The organism is Marinobacter vinifirmus, from assembly GCF_002258215.1.
Taxonomy (GTDB): domain Bacteria; phylum Pseudomonadota; class Gammaproteobacteria; order Pseudomonadales; family Oleiphilaceae; genus Marinobacter; species Marinobacter vinifirmus.
The window spans coordinates 198,299-215,855 of sequence record NZ_NEFY01000006.1 but is presented as its reverse complement, the minus strand read 5'-3'; the positions used below and the strand labels follow the sequence as shown (position 1 = coordinate 215,855).

The 17,557-nt window shown below is 58.9% G+C and carries 13 protein-coding genes; 5 read left to right on the top strand and 8 right to left on the bottom strand.

Translation table 11 applies throughout. The annotated features are described in order from the left end of the window. Window position 1 precedes the first annotated feature (1 nt). The 3 genes from gspG to gspE are packed head-to-tail and all read right to left on the bottom strand — an operon-like array spanning window position 2 to window position 3,235. Window positions 2-454: a type II secretion system major pseudopilin GspG gene (gene gspG / locus B9Q17_RS10050; protein ID WP_058340998.1), complete on the bottom strand. Its 453-nt coding sequence runs from the start codon at window positions 452-454 to the stop codon at window positions 2-4. 57 nt (window positions 455-511) lie between these two features. Further along, on the bottom strand, window positions 512-1,723 hold the full coding sequence (gspF, locus tag B9Q17_RS10045) for a type II secretion system inner membrane protein GspF (protein ID WP_022988988.1): 1,212 nt from the start codon (window positions 1,721-1,723) through the stop codon (window positions 512-514). Between the two features lie 3 nt (window positions 1,724-1,726). Further along, window positions 1,727-3,235, bottom strand: a complete 1,509-nt coding sequence (gene gspE, locus B9Q17_RS10040) for a type II secretion system ATPase GspE (protein ID WP_022988987.1) — start codon at window positions 3,233-3,235, stop codon at window positions 1,727-1,729. Between the two features lie 200 nt (window positions 3,236-3,435). Between gspE and B9Q17_RS10035 the strand changes: the two genes are divergently transcribed. Beyond that, the gene (locus tag B9Q17_RS10035; RefSeq protein ID WP_094625112.1) at window positions 3,436-4,089 is read left to right on the top strand and encodes a type II secretion system protein N; all 654 of its coding nucleotides are present in this window, start codon (window positions 3,436-3,438) and stop codon (window positions 4,087-4,089) included. A gap of 8 nt (window positions 4,090-4,097) precedes the next feature. Beyond that, complete coding sequence (locus B9Q17_RS10030) at window positions 4,098-4,769, top strand: transglutaminase-like cysteine peptidase (RefSeq protein WP_094625111.1); 672 nt, start codon at window positions 4,098-4,100, stop codon at window positions 4,767-4,769. On the opposite strand, the gene B9Q17_RS10025 is transcribed toward B9Q17_RS10030, so the two are convergent. The 4 genes from B9Q17_RS10025 to B9Q17_RS10010 form a co-directional block, all read right to left on the bottom strand. Beyond that, the gene (locus B9Q17_RS10025; protein ID WP_094625144.1) at window positions 4,759-6,150 is read right to left on the bottom strand and encodes an efflux transporter outer membrane subunit; all 1,392 of its coding nucleotides are present in this window, start codon (window positions 6,148-6,150) and stop codon (window positions 4,759-4,761) included. The genes B9Q17_RS10030 and B9Q17_RS10025 overlap by 11 nt on opposite strands. A 4-nt stretch (window positions 6,151-6,154) precedes the next feature. Continuing rightward, window positions 6,155-8,095 carry a MacB family efflux pump subunit gene (locus B9Q17_RS10020; protein WP_094625110.1) on the bottom strand — a complete coding sequence of 647 codons (1,941 nt, stop codon included), beginning with the start codon at window positions 8,093-8,095 and terminating at the stop codon, window positions 6,155-6,157. Beyond that, on the bottom strand, window positions 8,092-9,237 hold the full coding sequence (locus tag B9Q17_RS10015) for an efflux RND transporter periplasmic adaptor subunit (protein ID WP_094625109.1): 1,146 nt from the start codon (window positions 9,235-9,237) through the stop codon (window positions 8,092-8,094). The genes B9Q17_RS10020 and B9Q17_RS10015 overlap by 4 nt, the downstream gene beginning before the upstream one ends. Before the next feature lie 88 nt (window positions 9,238-9,325). Beyond that, window positions 9,326-11,677: a sensor domain-containing phosphodiesterase gene (locus B9Q17_RS10010; protein WP_094625108.1), complete on the bottom strand. Its 2,352-nt coding sequence runs from the start codon at window positions 11,675-11,677 to the stop codon at window positions 9,326-9,328. Window positions 11,678-12,001: 324 nt separating this feature from the next. Between B9Q17_RS10010 and B9Q17_RS10005 the strand changes: the two genes are divergently transcribed. From B9Q17_RS10005 to B9Q17_RS09995, 3 genes are all read left to right on the top strand, one after another. Next, window positions 12,002-12,208, top strand: coding sequence for a cold-shock protein (locus tag B9Q17_RS10005; RefSeq protein WP_022988980.1), 207 nt, complete (start codon window positions 12,002-12,004; stop codon window positions 12,206-12,208). Window positions 12,209-12,335: 127 nt separating this feature from the next. Beyond that, on the top strand, window positions 12,336-15,827 hold the full coding sequence (locus B9Q17_RS10000; RefSeq protein WP_094625107.1) for an EAL domain-containing protein: 3,492 nt from the start codon (window positions 12,336-12,338) through the stop codon (window positions 15,825-15,827). Window positions 15,828-15,970: 143 nt separating this feature from the next. Then, on the top strand, window positions 15,971-16,717 hold the full coding sequence (locus B9Q17_RS09995) for a DUF3581 family protein (protein WP_094625106.1): 747 nt from the start codon (window positions 15,971-15,973) through the stop codon (window positions 16,715-16,717). Here the strand turns inward: B9Q17_RS09995 and B9Q17_RS09990 are convergent. Beyond that, entirely contained in the window at window positions 16,699-17,553 is an 855-nt protein-coding gene (locus tag B9Q17_RS09990; RefSeq protein ID WP_022988977.1) for a putative RNA methyltransferase, read from the bottom strand. The genes B9Q17_RS09995 and B9Q17_RS09990 overlap by 19 nt on opposite strands. Window positions 17,554-17,557: the final 4 nt, after the last annotated feature.

Sequence of the window (17,557 nt, the reverse complement as noted above, 5' to 3'; positions counted from 1 at the left end):
CTTACTTCCCGGTGTTCCAGGCGCTGATATCGGCCGCATCGCCCTCACCGCCTTCGTTGCCGTCAGAACCGTAGGAGTACAGATCATAGGGGCCTTCCCGGCCCGGGCTCACGTACTGGTACTGGTTGCCCCAGGGATCTTCCGGCACGCCCTTCAGGTAACCGTCGGCATTCCAGTTCTTCGGTTCCGGGCTGCCACTGGGCTTGCTCACCAGTGCTTCCAGGCCCTGCTGGGTAGACGGGTAATGGCTGTTATCCAGACGGTACAGGTCGAGTGCATTGGCAATGTTGCTCAACTGGGTTTCGGCAACGGTTACCTTGGCCTGGTCACTGCGGCCCATGATGTTCGGCGCCACGATGGCCACCAGCAAGCCCAGGATGACCATAACCACCATGATTTCAATCAGGGTGAAGCCCCGGCTGCGTGCAATGTTGGCGTTGTCGATGTTTTTCATAGTTTCACTCATGTCAGACCTGTGTTTTCCCTGTTTTACTTCTGTGCGGTGGGGCTGTCAGCCCACCAGGTTACTCATGTTAAGAATCGGCAGCATGATGGCCAGTACGATAATCAGTACCACCACGCCCATCACCAGCAGCATCAGTGGCTCGAATAACCCGACAATCGCGGCAATCTTGGACTGCAGCGTGTTCTCCTGCATCCGCGCGGTGCGCTCGAGCATGCTGTCGAGCTCACCACTGGCCTCGCCACTGGCAATCATGTGCAACATCATGGGCGGGAAATAGCCGGTCTGGTCCAGCGAGCGGTGTAGCGAGCCACCTTCACTGACCTTTCGTGCTGCTTCCCGCAGTTCCCGGCGCAGGTAATCGTTGGATAACACCTCGCCGGCGATTTTCATGGCTTCGACCAGGGGCACGCCACTGGTCGTCAGAATGCTGAGTGTGCTGGCATAGCGCGCCGTATTAACGCCCCGAACCATGCCGGCAAACAGCGGCAAGTGCAGCAGCTGCTTGTGGAATTTCATCCGGAATGCCGGCTTGGTGAGCGCCACCCGGAAGCCGATGATGGCAATCACCAGCAGTATCAGAAGATAGACACCGTAAGAGCCGAGAAATTCCGAAACCGACAGCATCGCTACCGTCAGCCCCGGCAGGTCCTGGCCCTGCTTGAGGAATACTTCGATGATATCCGGCACCACGTAGGTGAGCAGAAACACCACAATGGCGATGGCCACCACACTCAGAATGATCGGATAGATGGCTGCCAGCTGGATTTTCTGTCGCGCTTCCTGGCGGCTTTCGGTGTAGTCCGCAAGCCGGTTCAGTACCAGGTCCAGGTGCCCGGCATGTTCACCGGCAGCTACTGTTGAACGGTACAAACGGGGAAAGGCTTTGGGGAACTCCCCGAAACTGTCCGCCAGTGTGTAGCCTTCCATGACCTTGGCCCGGATGGCGATGAGCATACTGCGAATGCGAGGCTTGTTGGACTGCTGGGCGGCAGCACTCAAGGCCTGTTCGATGGGGATACCCGACTGAATCAGCGTTGCCAGCTGCCGGGTTACCAGGGCAAGGTCTGCCGCGCTCAGGGAACCACGACTGCTCAGCGGGTTGTTGCGGGCCTGTTTTTCGACCGCCGGCGTTACCGCCAGTGGCGTAAAGCCTTTTTCGCGAAGTTGCTGGCGTACCGCCCGGGGCGCGTCCGCTTCCAATACCCCTTGCTTCTGCTTGCCCCGAGGGTCCAGTGCCTTGTATTCGTACGCTGGCATGGATTACTGGCTCCGGTGGGTTACGCGCAGAACTTCTTCCACGGTGGTTACGCCATTCAGGATTTTCTGAACGCCGTCGGAATGAATGCTGGGGCTGTGCAGCCGGGCTTCCCGCTCCAGGTCGAGCTCCCCTGCCCGTTTGTGGATCAGGCTGCTGATCTCTTCCGTTATTTCCACCACTTCATAGATACCGATACGCCCCCGGTAGCCCAGTTGGTTGCAATGCTCGCAACCCTTGGCGCGGAAAATCGTTGGCGGATTGGCGGGGTCCTGCTGCAGGAACTGGCAATGCTCTTCAGTCGGGATATAGGGCTCCCGGCAGTGGGTACACAGCACTCGCACCAGCCGCTGGGCGACAATGCCCACCAGGCTGGAGGAAATCAGGAACGGCTCGATGCCCATGTCCATCAAACGGGTGATGGCGCCTACAGCGGTGTTGGTGTGCAGGGTGGACAGCACCAGGTGGCCGGTCAAACTCGCCTGCACGGCGATCTCGGCGGTTTCCAGGTCCCGGATTTCACCAATCATCACCACATCCGGATCTTGCCGGAGAATGGCACGCAGGCCACGGGCAAAGGTCATATCAACCTTGGGGTTTACCTGGGTCTGGCCAATGCCCGGCAAATTGTATTCGATGGGGTCTTCAACGGTCAGAATATTGCGGGTGCGGTCGTTAATTTCCTGCAGCGAGGCGTACAGCGTAGTGGATTTACCGGAACCCGTCGGGCCGGTGACCAGCATGATGCCGTAAGGCCGGTGAATCAGCTTGCGCAGAACCTTGAGATCCTGCCCGGCCATGCCGAGGGATTCAAGGCGAATGGTGCCTGCCTGCTTGTCGAGCAGACGCAGCACAACCCGCTCGCCACTGGACGACGGCATGGTAGATACCCGGATATCCACTTCCCGGCCCGCTACCCGAAGGGCAATACGGCCATCCTGGGGCACCCGCTTTTCGGCAATATCCAGCTTCGCCATAACCTTGATACGAGACACCAGCAACGGCGCCAGGGCCCGCTTGGGCTGCACCACTTCCCGTAACACGCCATCGATACGGAACCGCACAACCAGCTGCTTTTCGTAGGTTTCGATGTGCACGTCCGAGGCATTGGTTTTCACCGCCTCGGTGAGGATCGCGTTGATCAGCCGGATAATCGGCGCGTCGTCTTCCTGCTCCAGCAGGTCTTCGGTTTCCGGCACGGAATCGGCCAGCGAGGCCAGGTCCATATCATCGCCGATGCCTTCGACCATCTGCATGGCTTCGGCGGAATCATTCTGGTAGGCCGCGTTCAGCGCTTGGTCAAAGCGGTCAGCTTCAATAGTGGTAAAGCGGGCCCGGCCACCACTGATCCGGTTGGCCTCGGCCAGCGCAGTGTGGGAAGCCCCCGGTTTTACCAGAATGACCGCCTCGCCATCGTCGTTGCGGGTAAGGATCACCCCGTTGCGCTTGGCAAAGGTAAAGGGAAGTCGGCCCAGCGGAGCATCCTGCGGCTGAATTTCGGTCTCGGTGGTCAAGCTCTTCCTCGTTTAAATCCGTCAGGTCACGATTGTTGTTATAGGCCAGGTTCCTGGCGCTGGCAGCAATGCCCGAAAAGGTACCACAGGAATGGGAACCACTGAACAACTCTGTACACTATACTGCCACTAATTCATTGCAGTCTGATAACCTGTGGGCTTTTTAGGATTTTCGACTTTTATCGCAATCAGGAACGCCGATGTTTGCACTTGACCGAAGGATTCCACTGTTACTTGCGCTGGCAGCCGCACTGGCCATGGTCGCCCTCACCGGCTGGCAAGGCTACCGGTTCTGGCAGTCTGAAACCCGCCAGGCTGCGCCGGTAGCAACGGCCGCAAATGGCCCCGAAAGCAGTGGTCCGGAAGTGCCAGCCGTTGACCTGGCAAGCCTTTCGCTGTTTGGCACCCGCACCAGTGGCGATGGCCCGGCGGTAACCGATACTGAAAACCTGCCGGAAACCAACCTGCGGCTGTCTCTGCGCGGTGTGCTGGCCGCAGACGGTGATTTCCCGGGCAGCGCCCTGATTGAAGACGACAAAAACGACACCGAAGCCTACCTGGTGGGTGACGAATTACCCGGCAACGCCAGGCTCCGTACCGTATTCGCCAACCGGGTTGTTATCGAACGGGCCGGCAAGCTGGAAAACCTCTACTTCCCGGAAAACGAAGACCGCACCCGCTTTGAAGTCGCCAGTTCCAACCAACCGGAGCCCGCCATGGAGACCCAGCCGGTTCGCCAGGCAGCTCCCCGCCCCGCCGCCAATAACAGCAGCTCCGCCAGTGACCAGCAGCGCCGTGAGGAAATCCGCCAGCGGCTGGAGCAATTACGACAACGCCTGCAGAACAACAACTGAGGCCGGCCATGGCAGCGGTCATCGTTCAACGTGTTCGCCGCTCCTTTCTGGTCCCATTACTGTTGCCGGTGATTCTCGGCATTTCCCTCGCAAGCGCCATTAATCTGAGCGATCGCTTGATGGACTACGTGCTTCAGGAATTTGGCCTGGAAGCGCAGCAACGGTTACAAAACTGGCAACGGCTGCATGGCCTGGCTATCAACGCCCCCATCGATCGCAAGCTGCACCTGGTCAACTCCTTTTTCAACCGGGCGGAGTTTGTCAGTGACCAAAGCCACTGGGGCGAGGAAGACTACTGGGCGACCCCGGTGGAACTGCTGACCACCAACGGCGGCGACTGCGAGGATTTCTCCATCGCCAAGTACCTGACCCTGCGTGCCATGGGGGTGCCCGACGAACAGCTGCGCATTGTCTATGTTAAAGCCCTGGAACTTAACCAGGCCCACATGGTGCTGGCCTGGTACAAGACGCCTGATGCCGAGCCGCTGGTTCTCGACAACCTGATAAATCACATTAAGCCTGCGTCGCAACGCCCTGATCTGGAACCGGTTTACAGTTTTAACGGTGAAGGCTTATGGCTGAACCAGCAGTCCGGGGTGCGCAAACGGGTCGGTGATGCGGAAAAGCTTGAACACTGGCGCAAACTGAACGAAAGGCTCGAGCAGCAACTCAGGCCTTAGGGCCGGATGCCTCAGGCTCCCAACCGCCACCCAGCGCCTTGTACAGATCCACTGCGGCAATCAGCCGGTTCAGCCGAACCTGGCTCAGTTGCTGGCGGGCATCGAATACGCTGCGCTGGCTCTCGAGCAGGGTGAGCAAGTCATCCGCTCCTTCCCGGTAGCGGATTTCCGTTAACCGCAACGTTTCTTCCGCCTGCTCCAGAATGCTTTGCAGCCGGGTTTCCTGCCCTTTGTACAGTGCTTCCCGATCCAGGGCATCGCCCACTTCCTGGAAAGCCGTCAATAAACTGGCCCGGTAGGTTTCCAGCAAGGCAACCCGGCGGGATTCGGAAATCTCCACGGTATTGCGGCGCTGTCCGCCATCAAACAGGGTCTGGCTTAACCCCAGCACGGCGCTTGCCGTTCGCAGCGGGTCCGACAGGCTGAAAAAGCTGTCGGTCGACGCACGCACTGCACCACTCAGGGATAGGGAGGGCAGCAGTGCGGCCCTGGCCTGCTCGATGTTGGCGCTGGCGGCGGCTAAACGCGCTTCCCCGGCAGCCAGGTCCGGCCGGCGGGTAACGATACTGGCGGGGGTTTGAGGGTCGATCGCCGGCACAGACACATCCAGAAGTGCGGCCCGAGGCCCAGCCTCGGTGAACGGATAGTCACCGGTCAACAGGCGAAGTGCCGCCAGGCGCTGCCGGGCCTGGTATTCCAGCGGAGGCACGGCATTTTTGAGGTTCAGCACGGCCGTTTGCTGCCGTGACAGCTCGGAACGGTCCGCCACACCGTTTCGGTAGCGTGCCTCAACCAGTTTCAGCGTCCGCTCGCCCAGTTCCAGGTTCTTTCGGGCTACCTCAACCCGCTGCTGTAACTCCTGCCATTCGAACCAGGTGCTGGCCACAGACGCGGCGAGGGTTATCCTGGCAGCATCGTAGTCGTAACGGGTAGCCTCAAAATCGGCCAGGGCCGCGGATTGTGCGGCCGACAAGCGGCCCCAAAGATCCACTTCATAATCTACAGACACACCCAGGCTGGTTGAGCCCCCGGTTACCCTGTCCTGCCCCGACGCCTGACTGGCCTGCTTGCCGGCGCTGCCGGATGCGCCGACTGTTGGCAACAGTGCTGCCCCGGCATTACGCAGCTGAAGGTCCGCCTGGATAACGGCCTGTGCCGTTGCGGCAAGGCCCGGATTGTTGGCATAGGCACGGTTGACCAACCGGTTCAGCTGTTCGTCACCAAAGGCCTGCCACCAGTCAGCATTCACCGTTTCTCCCGCATTTTTTTCCTGGTGCCATTGAGCGGGTGGCGTTAGCGGCTGCTCAACAGGCTGGGGCTGGAAACCGGCGCAGCCTGCCAGCAATAAAACGGACCACAAGGGACTAGTGCGAAAGATCATGGCATTACTCCGAAGCCAGCGCATGAACAGGGTCGAGCCGTGCAGCCTTTCTGGCTGGCAGAAAACCGAAAATCAGGCCGGTGGCGAAGGCACAACTGAACGCCAGCACCATGGGCAGAACCGTCATATGCACCGGCGTACCGAATGAGGCGATCAGCTGGGTAGCGGCAATGCCCAGCCCCACGCCGATCAGCCCGCCAATGGCTGACACCAGCCAGGCTTCCGTCAGAAACTGCTGCAGGATGTTCCAGGCCCGGGCACCGGTTGCCATGCGGATCCCGATTTCCCGGGTGCGTTCGGTCACGCTCACCAGCATGATGTTCATCACGCCAATGCCGCCCACCAGCAGCGAGATGGCGGCAATAGAACCCAACAGCCAGGTCAGCGTGTTCTGGGTTTCAGAAATGGTGTCAATCAGCGACGCCATGTTGCGGATGGTGAAGTCTTCAACACCGCCATGGCGGGCCAGCAAGGTATCGTGGATGATGGCCTCAATCTCCGCCATGCGGTCGATATCCGCCACCGCTACGGTAATATTCCGGAGATGGGTTTGCCCGAAAATCCGCAAGCTCCCGGTGGTATAGGGCACAAACACCACTTCGTCCTGGTCCTGGCCCATGGGGGATGCTCCTTTCTCCTCCATCACGCCAATCACCTGGAACAACACGTTGTTCACCATCAGGTGCTTGCCCAACGGACTTTCATCCGGAAACAACACCTGTGCGGTGGATGTCCCCAGCACCGCAACGGCGGCATAGTTGGCTTCATCCTGTGCGCTGAAGAAGGTGCCTTCCGCCACCGGCCACTGCCGTGCCACCGGGAACTGGAACGAGGTGGCGTTGATTTCCGCCTGGTGATCCCGGTTTGAGTAGCGTAAGGTCTGGCCGCCCGTCAGTTCAGGTATTGCGGCAAGAACACCTTCTATCTCGTTGATTGCACGATAGTCATCTGCCACCAGCGTGGTAACAGACCAGCGCCCTCCCCGCTGGTCCGGGCCGCCGGGGCGAACCAGCAACAGATCGCTGCCCATGGTACTGATTCGATCGACCACATCTTTCTTGGCACCTTCACCGATGGCCAGCATGGTGATGACCGACGCCACGCCAATAACAATGCCAAGCAAGGTGAGCGCAGTACGGAACAGGTTGCTGCGAAGCGACCGCAGGGCGCTTTTCAGGGCTTCCTGCCAATCGCTCAGTACAGCGCCGTTGCGAATATTAGCGGCCATAACCGGCGCCGTTCTGGTCGTGGTTTCCACGCCGGTATCCCGCACCACCTCGCCGTCGGCAATGTGGATCTGGCGCCGGGCCACATCCGCTACGTCCTGGTCATGGGTAATCAGGATAACCGTGTGCCCCTGGGCGGACAGGTCAGTCAGCAACCGGATCACTTCCTGGCTGCTTTTGCTGTCCAGGGCGCCGGTGGGTTCATCGGCAAAGATTATCTGGCCGCCGTTCATCAACGCCCGGGCAATGGATACCCGCTGTTGCTGGCCCCCGGACAACTCAGACGGCCGATGGGTCAGCCGTTCGCCCAGCCCCAACCCGGTCAGCAGTTCATCCGCCCGCTGGTGGCGCCTGGCGGGAGCCATGCCCGCGTAGATGGCCGGAATTTCCACGTTTTCCCGGGCCGTTATACCCGGCAACAGGTTGTAACTCTGGAACACAAAGCCAAAGGCTTCCCGTCGCAGCAACGCCAGTTCATCCCGGCTGAGGGCCGAAACATCCCGGCCGTCAAACCAGTATTCACCAGAACTGGGCTGGTCTAGGCATCCGAGAATGTTCATCAGGGTCGACTTGCCGGAACCGGACGGGCCCATGATGGCCACGAATTCGCCCGGCCAGATCTTCAGGTCGATCCCCTTCAGCACAGGCACCGCCAGATCCCCTTGCCCGAACGAGCGGGTGATGCCTTTCAGTTCGATCAGCGGGGTATTGCCGGTCATCTCAGCATGCCCCGGAAAGACGGATTACCGCCGGCACCGCTGCGGGGATCGCGGGATACCAGAACCACTTCCTGGCCCTCTTCCAGCCCGCTCAGAATTTCCGTTTGCACCCGGTTAGAGATGCCGGTGGTGACTGTCTGTGCTTGCGGATTGCCGGCAGCATCAAGAACCTGCACCGTGTTGCCCTGCACCGCACTGGCAGGCACCCGCAATACATTCAGGGCCTCTTTCTGGATAAAGAACACCTGGGCAGTCATGTTGGGCAATAACTTGCCCTGCGGGTTCTCTGCCTCAAACAGGGCGTTGTAAAGCACCACGTTATTGGTGACTTCCGGTGTCGGTTCGATGTAGTCGAGTTCGCCGTATAACCTGGAATCCGGGTCTCCCAGGGTGGTGAAGTACACCCGCATGCCCGGTTCCAGTTTGCCAATATCCGCTTCCGAAACCTGGGCCCGCACCCGCATGGTGGCCAGGTTGGCGATGCGCATGAGTACAGGCGCGGTCTGGCTGGCGTTCAGGGTCTGGCCCTGGCGGGCTTCGATGGATACCACGGTGCCGTCCATGGGGGCATAGATTCGGGCGTAGCCAAGATTGGCTTCTTCGGCACGCAGGGTTGAGGAGGTCTGTTCAATCTGGGCTTCCAGCATTGCCAGCTGGGCCTTTGCAGAGGCCAGGGTTGCCTCGGCGGTTTGCAGGGATTCCCGGGTAGTTGCTTCCTCCCGGTAGAGGTTCTGCTGGCGCTGGAACTGGATTTCGGCAAGCCGTAACTGGGCCTTGCGGTCGGCAATCTGGGCCTGCTGATTCTTCAGCTGTGCCCGGGTGGCGTCTACCTTCGCGGTGTAGACCGTAGGGTCAATCTCCGCCAGCAAGTCCCCTTCCTTGACGTTCTGGCCGACACGAACATGGATGGTTTCCAGCTGGCCCGAGACCTGTGCACCCACATCCACATAGTTACTGGGCTCCAGCACCCCGGTGGCGCTGACCAGCAGCTGGATGTCACCGCGGGTGACTTCAACCGTATTCAGGGGCTCGGGGGCTTTACGGGCATCGCCGGTAAACCACCAGGCAGCAAACCCGGCAGCGGCAACCACCAGCAATACTGCAAACCATTTGACTCCGCGCTTAGGGGAACCAGACGCCATTGACCTTCTCCGTGGATGAACAACCAGAGGCAACCATAGAGAAGCCGCGCATCGAAAAAAAGAGCGAAGTCAGGCTTTTGCCAAACCTTTACATTGCCGGCCAGCTGAAATTCCGGGCCCATTCCAACGCGTTGTCAAAAGGCATAGGCTCGGCATAGAAATAGCCCTGCCCGAGATCGCAGCCGAGCCGCACCAGCCGTTCGTGAACTTCGCGGGTTTCCACCCCTTCAGCGATCACCCGGCGGCCAAAGCTTTTCGACAGGCCCAGAATGGCTTTAACCACCATTTCATCTTCCCGGTCGCTCACCATATCGCCAACGAACGTGCGGTCGATCTTGATTTCCTGCACCGGCAACCGGCGGAAATAATCGAGCGACGAATACCCGGTGCCGAAATCATCCATGGAAACCTCAACGCCCATGGCCTGGCAGACTTTCAGGATATCGATCACTTTGCGGGTATCATCCAGCGCCGTGGTTTCCAGCACTTCCAGTATGAGCCGGTGCCGGATGCCGTCCGGCAATTGCCCCAGCCCCGCTTTCAGGTCAGGCAGGAAGGCTTGCCCCAGAAAATAGGACGGGCTCAGGTTTACGCTGATTGAATACGGCAAACCCTGCTCATCAAAATACAACAACCGCTTGATGGCCTCTCCGAGTACAAACCGACCAACCTGGCTGGCGTATTCCGTGTACTCGATGTGGTCCAGAAAACGACAAGGCAGCAGCAGGCCGTCGTCCGGATGGTTCCAGCGGATCAGTGCCTCGAACCCCTCAACCGTGCAGCGATTGAAGTCCACCTTGGGCTGGAAATAGAGCTCCAGCTCGTCCCGGGCCAGCGCTGGCCCGATCTGTTCGAGCACCCTCACCCGCTCCTTGCGGGTAAAGTGTGACTCAAGGTCAAACATCTTGAAGGCATTCTTACCGGCCTCCTTGGCAGCATACATAGCCTGGTCTGCGTGGCGGAGCAGCATGTCCGGTTCCACATCGTCATCCGGGTATACGGTAATGCCCATACTGCAGGACAACTGCAGCACGTAATGGCGGTAATTCACCGGCTGGCGGATGGCTTCCAGAATCCGGGAATAGACGCGGCTGTCATTCACATCCCGCAAAATGGCCACAAACTCGTCGCCACCGAGCCGGGCAATCACATCGTGGCTGCGAACAATGGTTTTCAGGCGTTCGGCTACCGCCCGCAGCACGGCATCGCCCACGGAGTGACCGTGCTCGTCGTTGATTTCCTTGAACCCGTCCAGGTCCAGGAAACAAACCGACACCGTGCCTTTACGCTGGTCCGCCTCGTACAGTTCCTGGGTAAACAGCTCTGTCAGCCTGCGGCGGTTCGGCAGCCCGGTCAGTGCGTCGTAGTTGGCGGCTTTCTCAAGGCTGGTCTGATGTTCCTGGCGCTCGCGGTACAGGCGCTTGCGCTCCAGCAAGGTGCCCACGGTCTGCAACAAGGGTGCAAGCCGGTCAGACATTTCTTCGGTATAACCGGCATCGCGGTTGGCCAGGCCCACCAGGCCAATCATCTCACTCTTGGAATACACCGGCATGCCAATGTAGCAACGGATCGGGGGGTGCCCCGGAGGCAGGCCGCCTTTGCGGGGATCGCTGCTGTAATCGTGAGCCACCACCACGGCACCGGACACCATGGGCGCACCCAACAGGTTGTCGAGCCGCTCAAACAACATGCCCCTGCGCTCCACCTGCTGGAATAGCCCCTGGGTTTCCGGGCTCCAGGCAATATTGGTGATGGCTTCAACCTTCAGGTAGGGCGTGTCGTCTTCCTTTCGCAACACCTCACCAATAAAGCCGAACTGGCTGCCGGTGATGGCCAGCAAATCCGACAGCATCAATTCAAAGGCAGCCCGGTCGCTGTCATTGGTCAGGAAGGCATTCTGCGCCCGCTGGATAGCCCGGGTAATGTGGGTAAAACGCACCTCGTCGTCACCACTAACTGCCGCATAGGCCCGTTCCAGTTCATCTTCAATCAGGCTGGCCAGTGTTCGAAGCACATCCAGGTCAACTTCCCGGATGTCCCTGGGTTTGTCGTCAATAATGCAGACAGTGCCAAGCTTGTAGCCCCCGGGCTCCCTGACCGGAATACCGGCATAGAAGCGGATTTGCGGCCCTCCTGTTACCAGCGGGTTATTGCGAAAACGCGGATCTTTGCTGGCATCTTCAACAATAAAGGGCTTTTCCTGCCTGATGGCGTGGTCACAAAAGGCAAAAGAACGGTGGGTTTCCCGGGGTTCCAGCCCGTCTTTCGCCTTAAACCACTGGCGCTCCTCGTCCACAATCGAGAACAGGGCAATTTTTACGTTGTATACCTTCCGGGCAATACGCACCAGGCGGTCAAACCGCTCCTCGGGTGGCGTATCCAGGATGCCCAGCCTGGTCAGGGCGGCAAGGCGGCGTTCTTCGTTTGGGTCCATCGGCATCAGCGTTGGGCTCCGGATTGAAAGGCTTACAGTATTGTACGTGTTCCTGGCCTTGGCGATGAGTACAATTCCCGAAACCGTTACTTTTTCTAATGAGTGCTATTGCTTATAAAAAATAGCTTTGCATTCCGGGCTGGCAAGAGTAAAGTGGCGGGCGTTGGAAAGATTTAGCAAAGCATTCATCAATAAGACGTACCGCTGTTGTAGCAAGTAGTTCTCGTCCTGTTTTTGATCACGCCAGTTTTTTGTTTCCGCACACCGCTGATCCCGCCTCACAACGATGTTGGACAGCACATAAAATGATTGAATTCAGGATAGTAAAATATGTCTACTGTTACCGGTACTGTTAAGTTCTTCAACGAAGCTAAAGGTTTTGGTTTTATCACTCGTGAAGGCGGCCCGGACGTTTTTGTTCACTACAGCTCCATTCAGGGCGGCGGCTTCAAGACTCTGGCAGAAGGCCAGCAGGTTGAATTTACCGTATCTCAGGGCCAGAAAGGTCCTCAGGCGGAAAACGTAGTTGGTCTGTAAATAACAGCCCATTACGATATGAAAAAGGCAGCTTCGGCTGCCTTTTTTGCGTTCTGGCCCCTACTCACAAAGCATTCAGGCAGGCTATGATTACCGGTTGCATCGACAACCAATAGCAGGAACCTGAATGCCCTCACCGCGCCTTCTATCCAGGATACCGGCCACTGGTTGGGTTATTCTGGTTATCACGCTCGCCGCCACGACTCTCAGCGGGCTCTGGATGCGGGATTTCCTGATCCAGCGCGACCAGCAACAGCTGGAATTTGCCGCCTCCCAGCTCACCGAAAAAATCAATGAACGGCTGAAAGCCTATGCCCTGGTGCTGCGTGCCGGTGCAGGCCTGTTCGCCGGTACAAACCGAGTCAACCGGGAAGACTGGTACAGCTTTGTCGACAAACTCGGTGTTGCGGAGTCGGTAAGCGGAGTACGAGGATTCGGTTTCGCGGTTATTGTTCCGCCAGAATCACTTCGCGAGCACGAACAACGCCTCAAAGAAGAGGGCCTTCCTGATTACCGGATCTATCCTTCCGGCCCCCGCGACCTCTATACCGGCATTGTTTTCCTTGAGCCCATGGATCCACAGAACCGACTGGTACTGGGCTACGATATGTTTTCCGAACCGACCAGGCAGGCCGCTATGGTACAGGCCAGGGATAGCGGACAGGCCACGCTCACCGGAAAACTGATCCTGGTTCAGGAAACCGGAAATCAGGGGGCACCCGGCATTATTGTCTATGTGCCGGTATACAAGAATGATATGCACATTGATTCCGTGGAGCAGCGACGCGAGGCGATTGCAGGCTGGGTTTACGGAGCATTCCGGGTAACCGAGCTGCTTGAAGGCATCCTGGAAGACTGGGCAGCGCCGGCCGGCGTACGGCGAGCCATCGGCGTGAGCATCTACGACGAACAGAGCAGCCCGGACAACCTGCTGTTCAGCAACCTCCCAGCCGCGATTGAAACCAACAAATCCTTACAACACGAGATCAGATTCAACGACAGAACCTGGGTTTTGCAGTTTGCGCCGATCGATTACCTGGCTGCACCCTACCTTCTGACCGTCATACTCGTAGCTTTGGGCGTACTTGCCCTGGGCCTTCTGGTGTTCTTCCTGTATCTCAGCCTGGTTCGTACCCAGCATAAAGCCAACACTATTGCCGAACGGCTGACCAAAGACCTCCGGGAGCTGGCAAACCAGTTCGATACCATTGCCGGCCGGGTGCCGGGGATGGTGTACACCTATCAGCTGTTTCCGGATGGCCGCTCCTGCTTCCCCTACGCCAGCCGCGCCATGCAGGACGTTTACGGGCTGGATCCGGCAACAGTCAAGCACGATGGTGAGCCGGTTTTAAGAACCCTGCACCCGGACGATGCAGAAAGCGTGCGTGACAGCATCATGGAGTCGGCAACCAATCTGACCGTATGGCAAGACGAATACCGGGTTATCCACCCCGATGGATCCGTGCACTGGGTACTGGGTAACGCCCTGCCTCATAAAGCCGAGGACGGCTCGGTGATCTGGTACGGCAGCCTGACCCGCATCACTGAAAGAAAGGAAGCCGAGCTGAGGCTCAGGCAAGCGCTCACTGAAGCCAGCCGCTTCCGGGATGCGCTGGACCGGATGAACACCCTTGTATTCATGAAGGATATGGACCTTCGCTACACCTACGCCAACAGCGCAACTTTAACGCGCTTCGGGTTGTCCCGTAACGAGCTTTTGGGCACCCACGGCGAGCCAGTGTTCGACAACATGAGCATCGAACGCATCAGGGCACTCGATGAAAGGGTGTTAAGAGGCGCCAAGGTTACCGAAGAAGTTGAAATCAACATCCGGGGAGAGCGCGCTGTACTCCTGCAGATCAAAACCCCGATCTACGAAGACGGCGGCAGCGAACACATTGTCGGCCTGATGGGCATCAGCACCGATATCACCAAGGCCAAGCAGCAGGCGCAGGAAATCGAACGCCTTGCCCATTACGATGCGCTGACCGGGTTGCCCAACCGCACCCTGCTGGCCGACCGGCTAAACCAGGCTATGGCCATGGTGGATAGACGGCAAAGCTCCCTGGCAGTGGTGTACCTCGACCTGGACGGCTTCAAGGCCGTGAATGACAGCCATGGCCACTCCGCCGGCGACCAGGTGCTGATCACCGTGGCCAGCCGGATGCGTCACGAACTCCGGGAGGAAGACACTCTGTCACGGCTGGGTGGCGACGAGTTCGTGGCCGTGTTGATGGACATGTCTGCGGATTCAGACTTCGAAACCCACCTGGAACGACTCCTGAAAGCCGTTTCCAGGCCAATCCTGCTTAAAGACAAGGCGGTTACGGTCGGCGCCAGCCTGGGGGTCACGTTCTATCCCCAACCCGATATCTCCGGTGGCGACCAGCTGATCCGCCAGGCTGACCAGGCCATGTACCAGGCCAAGTTGTCCGGCAAAAGCCGGTTCCACCTGTTCGATACCGAGCAGGACCGGAGCCTGCGCAGCCAGCACGAAACCATCGAGCGCATGCACCAGGCCCTCAAAAACAATGAGCTATGCCTGTATTACCAGCCCAAGGTAAACATGCGTACCAGCGAAGTGATTGGTGCTGAAGCACTGCTTCGCTGGCAACATCCGGAGCGCGGGTTACTGGCACCGGGAGCCTTTATCGGGCTGGTCGAAAACACCCCGCTGATGCTCGACATCGGCCGCTGGGTAATGGACAGCGCCCTGGCGAAAATGAACGAATGGCTTGAGCAAGGGGTGCGGGTACCCCTGAGCATTAACATCAGCGCCATCGAACTGCGTGACCCGAACTTCCCGGAGCACCTCGCTGCTGCGCTGAAATCATGGCCGGACCTGGACCCGGCCATGCTGGAGCTGGAGGTTCTGGAAACGGCAGCACTGGGTGACCTGGGCCAGATTGCCCGGGTTCTGGACAGCTGCCGCCAACTGGGTGTGAGTATCGCCATCGATGATTTCGGCACCGGCTACTCTTCCCTGACCTACTTCAAACGCTTGCCCGCCAAAGTGGTCAAGATCGACCAGAGCTTTGTCATGGGCATACTGCGCGACCCTGCAGACCTGGCCATTCTGGACGGCATCGTGCGCCTGGCCGACGCCCTGGACCGCCAGTTGATTGCCGAAGGCGTGGAAACCTTCGAACACGCAGAGATGCTGCTTCGCATAGGCTGTGACCTGGCCCAGGGTTACGGCGTGGCCCGCCCAATGCCTGCAGATGACTTCCTGCCCTGGCGCGCGCAATGGCGTGCACCAGCCAACTGGCGTAACCTGCGCACGGTTTCACGCCGGGCCTTGCCGAGCCTGTATGCCGGGGTCGACCATCGGGCCTGGGTCGAGCGTTTCCGCAGCTATCTTGAAGGCAACGACAAAAGTGTGGAGCTCGATCATAATCATTGCGGCTTTGCCGGCTGGCTGGACAAGCAGTCCGCCGAACTTCCCGGGCTGAAGGGCATCCGGAAACTGCATCAGGAAGTTCACGAGATTGCCGTGGAAATCGACAAACTGCACCGGGCCAACCAGCGCGACCAGATCCCTACCCTGATGAACGCACTGGATGTACTGAGCGACCAGCTGTCCCATGAAATGGAAACACTGATGGAGCACATTGCCTGACGCCGATTCCCGAGGTTCGTGCCCTCGGTTCCTGCGTAGTACCATGGTCGGGCTACCGGTCTGGCCATGCGAGGCATAGAATGGCCGCGGATTGTACTATCGGCCAGATTCCCCCGGCTGCTGCAAATCAGAAAAGGCAAAGCATGTTTTCAGAACAGTTCTTTTCCGTCCAGGACGGACGCATCGTTATTACCGCACCCCAGGCCAGTTTCTTTGCCAAGGAAGTGGCCGGCGACTTCAACCCCATCCACGATCCGGATGCCCGGCGTTTCTGTGTGCCCGGAGACCTCCTGTTCGCGCTTGTGGTGTCCCGCTTCGGGCTGTCTGAAAACATGACCTTCCGGTTTCGCAACCTCCTGGGCGCCGAGGTTCCACTGGAATTCCGCGAGAGCGACAACGGCGGCACCATCGAAGTGGTCGATGAGGGTGGCAAGGTGTACCTGGAGGTAACCCGCAGCGGCGACATTACCCGCGATGAACGGGTCATCGAGGAATTTACCCGCTGCTACGTGGCGGCTTCCGGCAAAAACTTTCCTCACACCCTCAAGCCGTTGATGGAATCCCACGGGGTGATGTTTAACCCGGATCGCCCGATGGTGATGTACGAAAGCATGAGCCTGGCCCTGAACCAGCTGGAACTCCAGCAACCGGACCTGGAAGTAAGCAAGGCCGACCTGGAAGTGGCGGGCAAACGGGGCAACGTAACCCTGGACTATCAGCTGATATCATCCGGCAAAACCGCCGGCGAAGTATCCAAGCGCCTGATGCTGGGCGGCCTGCGGGAATACTGCCCGGAAGCCATGGCCGGCATTGTTGAAGAGTTTTACCGGCTGAAAGCCCGTGGCACCCGTGTGGGAATGGACGGCGCCAATCAGCCTGCCGGGGCGTAACGCTCGAAGGTTTGCAGGCACACATCGACCGTCAGGGAGATGCTGTCCAGTTGTGCCGCCCGCGCCCTGCCCTCGGCACTGGCGCGGTACAGGTGGGGAGTCATGGCCAGCAGGTCAGCAATCGGCTCCGCACCTTCCAGATGAAGGGTGAAGCGCAAATCCTGCGTTTCCACTCGACGGAAACCTTCCGGCACTTCATCCACCTTTTTCGACTCTGCACGCACCTGCGGATAAATTATCTCCCGCAGCTCCCGCAAATGATCCTGCCCGGCATCCACCTGAATCAGCTTGCCGCCCGGTTTCAGCACCCGCGCAAACTCGGAATACACCGGAAAGCCGAACGTGCAAAGCACCCGGTCCAGGGACGCAGGCTGCACCGGCAGATTGGCATTGCTGCCAACCACCCAGCTCGGCGCGCGATCCTTCCTGGCCGCAGCCAGAACCGCCCACTTGGAAATATCCAGCCCAAGCACCGCCAGTGACACCCGGCCACCCGCTGCAGACGCCAGCTGGCGCAGGTAATAACCTTCACCGCAGCCAGCATCCAGGCAATCAAGGTGACTGCCTTCCGATACATCCTTCAAAACCGCTGCTGAAACCGCCTCGGCTATCGGCTGGTAATAACCGGCCCCAAGAAAACGCTGGCGGGCCGCAACCATCTCCTTGCTGTCACCGGGGTCTTTCGAGCGCTTCTTCTGTACCGGTAACAAATGCACATACCCCTGCCGTGCCACATCAAAGTTATGGCCATTGGCGCAACGCCAGGAAGAAGATTCTCGATATAGCGGCTCGCCGTCTAACGGGCAGGCCAGGGCTTCGAAGGCTTTGGTTGTCATGGGG

What these genes read in the sequence shown, in the direction of transcription:
- gspG (WP_058340998.1), bottom strand. Translation starts at nt 454, where the DNA reads ATGAAAAACATCGACAACGCCAACATTGCACGCAGCCGGGGCTTCACC.
- gspF (WP_022988988.1), bottom strand. Translation starts at nt 1,723, where the DNA reads ATGCCAGCGTACGAATACAAGGCACTGGACCCTCGGGGCAAGCAGAAG.
- B9Q17_RS10035 (WP_094625112.1), top strand. Translation starts at nt 3,436, where the DNA reads ATGTTTGCACTTGACCGAAGGATTCCACTGTTACTTGCGCTGGCAGCC.
- B9Q17_RS10030 (WP_094625111.1), top strand. Translation starts at nt 4,098, where the DNA reads ATGGCAGCGGTCATCGTTCAACGTGTTCGCCGCTCCTTTCTGGTCCCA.
- B9Q17_RS10025 (WP_094625144.1), bottom strand. Translation starts at nt 6,150, where the DNA reads ATGATCTTTCGCACTAGTCCCTTGTGGTCCGTTTTATTGCTGGCAGGC.
- B9Q17_RS10020 (WP_094625110.1), bottom strand. Translation starts at nt 8,095, where the DNA reads ATGACCGGCAATACCCCGCTGATCGAACTGAAAGGCATCACCCGCTCG.
- B9Q17_RS10015 (WP_094625109.1), bottom strand. Translation starts at nt 9,237, where the DNA reads ATGGCGTCTGGTTCCCCTAAGCGCGGAGTCAAATGGTTTGCAGTATTG.
- B9Q17_RS10010 (WP_094625108.1), bottom strand. Translation starts at nt 11,677, where the DNA reads ATGCCGATGGACCCAAACGAAGAACGCCGCCTTGCCGCCCTGACCAGG.
- B9Q17_RS10005 (WP_022988980.1), top strand. Translation starts at nt 12,002, where the DNA reads ATGTCTACTGTTACCGGTACTGTTAAGTTCTTCAACGAAGCTAAAGGT.
- B9Q17_RS10000 (WP_094625107.1), top strand. Translation starts at nt 12,336, where the DNA reads ATGCCCTCACCGCGCCTTCTATCCAGGATACCGGCCACTGGTTGGGTT.
- B9Q17_RS09995 (WP_094625106.1), top strand. Translation starts at nt 15,971, where the DNA reads ATGTTTTCAGAACAGTTCTTTTCCGTCCAGGACGGACGCATCGTTATT.
- B9Q17_RS09990 (WP_022988977.1), bottom strand. Translation starts at nt 17,553, where the DNA reads ATGACAACCAAAGCCTTCGAAGCCCTGGCCTGCCCGTTAGACGGCGAG.